At 66.6% G+C, this 4,473-nt stretch carries 4 protein-coding genes and 1 pseudogene; 3 read left to right on the top strand and 2 right to left on the bottom strand.

Features of this window, described 5'->3' with window-relative positions; genetic code table 11:
- Both ACTHJR_RS05635 and ACTHJR_RS05630 read left to right on the top strand, forming a co-directional pair.
- Positions 1-288: pseudogene (locus ACTHJR_RS05635) on the top strand (hypothetical protein); the annotation flags it as partial.
- The gene (locus ACTHJR_RS05630; RefSeq protein ID WP_440522145.1) at positions 276-1,046 is read left to right on the top strand and encodes a hydrolase 1, exosortase A system-associated; all 771 of its coding nucleotides are present in this window, start codon (positions 276-278) and stop codon (positions 1,044-1,046) included. The pseudogene ACTHJR_RS05635 and the gene ACTHJR_RS05630, both read left to right, overlap by 13 nt.
- A 182-nt stretch (positions 1,047-1,228) precedes the next feature.
- On the opposite strand, the gene trxB is transcribed toward ACTHJR_RS05630, so the two are convergent.
- Entirely contained in the window at positions 1,229-2,197 is a 969-nt protein-coding gene (gene trxB / locus ACTHJR_RS05625) for a thioredoxin-disulfide reductase (RefSeq protein ID WP_440522144.1), read from the bottom strand.
- 144 nt (positions 2,198-2,341) lie between these two features.
- On the opposite strand from trxB, the gene ACTHJR_RS05620 reads away from it, so the two are divergent.
- Positions 2,342-3,343 (top strand): alpha/beta hydrolase, encoded by a 1,002-nt coding sequence (locus tag ACTHJR_RS05620; RefSeq protein ID WP_440522143.1) that lies wholly within the window; start codon positions 2,342-2,344, stop codon positions 3,341-3,343.
- Between the two features lie 123 nt (positions 3,344-3,466).
- Here ACTHJR_RS05620 and ACTHJR_RS05615 read toward each other — a convergent pair whose 3' ends face one another.
- Positions 3,467-4,240: a hypothetical protein gene (locus ACTHJR_RS05615; RefSeq protein ID WP_440522142.1), complete on the bottom strand. Its 774-nt coding sequence runs from the start codon at positions 4,238-4,240 to the stop codon at positions 3,467-3,469.
- Positions 4,241-4,473 lie beyond the last annotated feature (233 nt).

The following is a 4,473-nucleotide window of genomic DNA, read 5'->3' as shown; positions in this document are numbered from 1 at the left end:
GCCGGCGCGCCGATCGAGATCGACCTGGGCAATTACAATGACGAAGGCGGCCCGGTGACGATCGCCGGCAATCGCCTGTCGCGCCCGCTGCTCCGCGACCTCAACGCCGCCGACTGCGTGCGCGACGGCGTGGTCCGCGTCGTTCGCCTCGACACCGACCCGGCGGTCGCCGACCGCAAGGTCGAAGGCGCGCCGTTGTGGCGCCAGAGCGAACCGGGGGACAATCCCGCGCTGGCCGAATTGATCGCCGACGATATCGCCGAGTGGATCGCCCGATGCGCGAGTTGATCGCTTTCCCCTGCGAAGGCGACACGCTGATCGGTACGCTCGACGATGCGCCGGGTGCGACCGGCCTGCTGATCGTCTCGGGCGGCAACGAGTTGCGTTGCGGCGCGCATCGCGGCATGGCGCTGCTCGCCGCCGACCTCGCGGCGAGCAGCGTGCCCGTGTTCCGGTTCGATCGCCGCGGGATCGGCGATTCGGAAGGCGCCAATCTCGGCTATGAGCAGAGCGGCCCCGATATCGCCGCGGCCGCCCGCACGTTCCGCACGCTCGCGCCACAAGTGAAACGCGTCATCGGCTTCGGCAATTGCGACGCCGCGACCGCTTTGGCCTCGTTTCATCGCGAGGCCGGGATCGACGCCCTGGTGCTGGCCAATCCCTGGCTCGGCGACGAAGGCGATGCCCTGCCCCCGGCATCGGCGATCCGATCGCATTATGCCAGCCGCCTGCGCGACCCGCGGCAATGGCTCCGGGCGCTATCCGGCGGTATCAATATCGGCAAGGCGATCAAGGGGTTGCGAAAGGCTTCTGCCAAGTCGGGCGAATCCGACAACCCGATTGCCGCGCGCATGGCGGTGGCGATGATCGACACCCCGCGGACGATCCTGCTCGCCCAGCGCGACAATACCGCCATCCGGTTCGAACGCGCGTGGCGCGAAGCGGATGCGATCCACCGTCGCGACACCGACAGCCACAGCTTCGCGCGGCCGGGTGATAGCGAATGGCTGCGGGAGCGGATTTTGGCGGCGGTTCGCGCGCTCTGACGCGCCCTTGCCGTATCACGCTTCCCCGGCGAAGGCCGGGGCCCAGCCGCAGCGTCGTTCGAGAAGGCATCCCGCCTTCGATCGTTCATCGATACTGGGCCCCAGCCTTCGCCGGGGAGGGTAAATTGCTCGGCCGCCTGAGCTAAAAAATCGAGCAATCAGATAATCTTAATCGCTTGATCTCACTCCGCAGCTTCGGCGACCTTCTCGAAATCGGCCTCGGCCAGGAAGCGTTCGGCGTCGAGCGCGGCCATGCAGCCGGTGCCGGCGGCGGTCACCGCCTGGCGATAGACCTTGTCCATCACGTCGCCGCAGGCGAACACGCCGGGCACGCTGGTGCGCGTCGAGCCGGTTTCGACCTTGATATAATGGTCGGCATCGAGCTCGAGATGCCCGCGAAACAGCTCGGTCGCCGGATGGTGTCCGATCGCGACGAACCCGCCCTCGACATCGAGCCGCGACAGTTCGCCGGTCACCGTGTCGCGCAGGTCGAGCGCAACCAGCCCGGCCGTGCCGCCGCCGTCGACGAAACTCTCGACTTCCTTGTTCCACAAGACCTTGATCTTGTCGTTGGCGTGGAGCCGCTGCTGCAGGATCTTCTCCGCCCGCAAGTTGTCGCGGCGGTGGATCAGGGTCACATCGGGCGAATGGTTGGTGAGGTACAGCGCCTCCTCGACCGCGGTATTGCCGCCGCCGATCACCGCCACCTTCTTGCCGCGATAGAAGAAGCCGTCGCAGGTCGCGCACGCGCTGACCCCCTTGCCCTTGAGCGCTTCCTCGCTGTCGAGTCCGAGCCATTTGGCCTGGGCGCCGGTCGCGATCACCAGCACGTCGCCGACATAGACGTCGCCGCCGTCGCCGATCAGGCGGAACGGGCGTTTGGTCAGGTCGACCTCGACGATCGTGTCCCACATCATGCGCGTACCGACATGCTCGGCCTGCGCCTGCATTTCCTGCATCAGCCACGGACCCTGGATGACTTCGCGGAAGCCGGGATAATTCTCGACATCGGTGGTGGTGGTGAGCTGGCCGCCGGGCTGGATGCCCTGGACGACGATCGGCTCCATCCCGGCGCGCGCGCCGTAGATCGCGGCGCTTAGACCGGCGGGGCCGGAGCCGAGGATGAGCATGCGAGTGGTGTGCGTGGTCATGGACGCGTCCTAGGGGCGAAGCGCCCCGATGCGCAAATCTGGGGTGGCGCTTATCCACAACAAGCTGCGGCGGCGCGCAGAAAAGCTTGCACGGCGCAAAGCGCGACCGGAAGCTGCGGCGGTCCGCCTTCCGGGAGAATCACCGTGCGCCGTCTCGCCTTGCCGCTCGCTTGCTCTCTGGCGCTGGTGGGCGCGGTCTGCGACGCCCCGAGCGTCGCGCAATCGACCAAGCAACCTCCTGTCCCGAACGGCCCGCCGACACCGGTGCTCGGAGTCTGGCAGCCGGCGGCGGGGCTGACGCAACTGCCGATCTGGCCCGGCAGTCCGCCCGACGGCACGCTCAAGCCGCAACCGCCCGAAAGCGTTCAGACATTCAAGGAACCACTCGAATTCGGCGGCAAGTCGCAAGCGGTGCTGAATATCGCTATCCCGACGATGACGATCGTGCCGCCCAAGGGCCGCAATAGCGCGACGGCCGTGGTCGTCTTTCCCGGCGGCGGCTTCCAGAAAGTATTCATCGACCTCGAGGGTTTCGAGATCTGCGACTGGCTGACCGCCAGGGGAATCACCTGCATCGTCTCGAAATATCGCGTGCCGGGCGGCAACGATTATTGGGACGCCGGGCTGAAGCGCCAGATCACGCCGAAGGTGCTGCGCGCGCTGCAGGATGCGCAACGGACGATCCGGCTGGTGCGCTCCCGGGCAAAGGAGTTGAACATCGACCCCGGCAAGATCGGCGTGATGGGCTTTTCCGCCGGCGGCTATCTGGTCGCGCAGACCAGCAACATCCTGAGCCCCGCCTACAAACCGGTCGACGCGATCGATCGGGTCAGCAGCCGCCCCGATTTCGCGGTCGCGCTCTATCCGGGCCATATGTGCCGCGATGGCGGCAAATCGTTCGATCCCCGCCTGTCCGTCACCAAGGCAGCCCCGCCGACCTTCATCGCCCAGGCGTGGAACGACCCGACCGACCCGATCTGCAACAGCCTGATGTACGCCAGCGCGCTCGATAAAGCGGGCGTCCCGACCGAAATGCACCTGTTCGCCAAGGGCGGTCATGGCTTTGGGCTGCGCAAGAAGGACGAGCCGGTGGGCGTTTGGCCGCAACTGGTCGAACGCTGGATGACGCAGATCGGAATGCTCTAGACCGCGACAGGATATCGCCAGCGTCCCAATCGTCATGCCGGACTTGGTCCGGCATCCAACGTGCAGCAACCGACGGATTCCGTTGGGGAGGGTTGGACCCCGGAACAAGTCCGGGGTGACGCGTTACCCCGCCATCCCCGGCGTGATCTTGACCATTGTCAGCAGGCCGGGGGCGATGCTCCGCCACCACGCGCTCGACACCGCGAACGGCGTCAGCAGGTGGATCGGCACCATCACGATCAGGCATCCCAGCGTAACGGGATGGATGCGCCCCAGCGTCCGGCGATCGTGCGCCGCTAACGCGACCAGGAACAGATCGGCGATGAGATTGGGCGCGAAGTCGGTGAATGGCGGTAAGGCGGGCATCGGCGTCGCGTAGAACCAGCGCGAGATCGCCGGACCGACCAGCGCCGTCGCTGCGGCGAAAGTGAAGCGACGATGCCAGTCGGGATGCCGCGTGACCGAGGCGATGCTCGCGGTCATCAGCAGCGTGAAACTGATGATGTCGACCATGTTGTAGAGCGTGTTGTCGAACGGATGCGGATCGCCATTGGCCAGCCGCCGCTCGATCGCCGCGATTGCCAGCGCGAAGCCCAGCGGCACCATGATCCCCGACAGCGCGACCCCGGCCAGCCCGAACTCGCGGTGGCGCGCGATGCGCCCCTCGGCGACGAGGTGCGTCTGCCACGCATAGAGGAAGATCCAGGTGAAGAAGGCGATGCCGTGGATGTGGAAGATCGGCGCGAACTTGCCCGACCCGGCCAGCACCGGCGCGAAATAGGTCGTCGGGAAGGCGAGAATGACCATCGCCAGCATCAACAGGGCGCTGCGCGAGAAGAAGCGTGTGCGCTCGGGCCGTGCTCGTGCGGTGGCGGACGCTGCGTCGATGGTGGCCATGTTGCTCCCCCCGGAGATGTTGGGGCGAAGCTACGCGCGCTCGAGGCAACCGCCTAGCTTGTTTCGGCCTCGGTATCATGCGCGATTTGGATGCGGGGATCGGCGCGGTTGGAGGACAAGGCGTCGCCCTTATCCGACGTCATCCCTGCCGCGTGCCGGGAAAACCCCGCCCGGAGCCATCAAAGCACGAGGCAAGCGGGCCCACCCCAGCGCCAAGGTCCTGAAGTGCCCGA

The sequence above is a fragment of the Sphingomonas sp. genome, assembly GCF_051962185.1.
In the GTDB taxonomy this organism is placed as follows: domain Bacteria; phylum Pseudomonadota; class Alphaproteobacteria; order Sphingomonadales; family Sphingomonadaceae; genus Sphingomonas.
This window is presented reverse-complemented; position numbering and strand designations above follow the sequence as displayed.

Coding starts and splice junctions, on each gene's coding strand:
- ACTHJR_RS05630 (WP_440522145.1), top strand. CDS start 276: ATGCGCGAGTTGATCGCTTTCCCCTGCGAAGGCGACACGCTGATCGGT.
- trxB (WP_440522144.1), bottom strand. CDS start 2,197: ATGACCACGCACACCACTCGCATGCTCATCCTCGGCTCCGGCCCCGCC.
- ACTHJR_RS05615 (WP_440522142.1), bottom strand. CDS start 4,240: ATGGCCACCATCGACGCAGCGTCCGCCACCGCACGAGCACGGCCCGAG.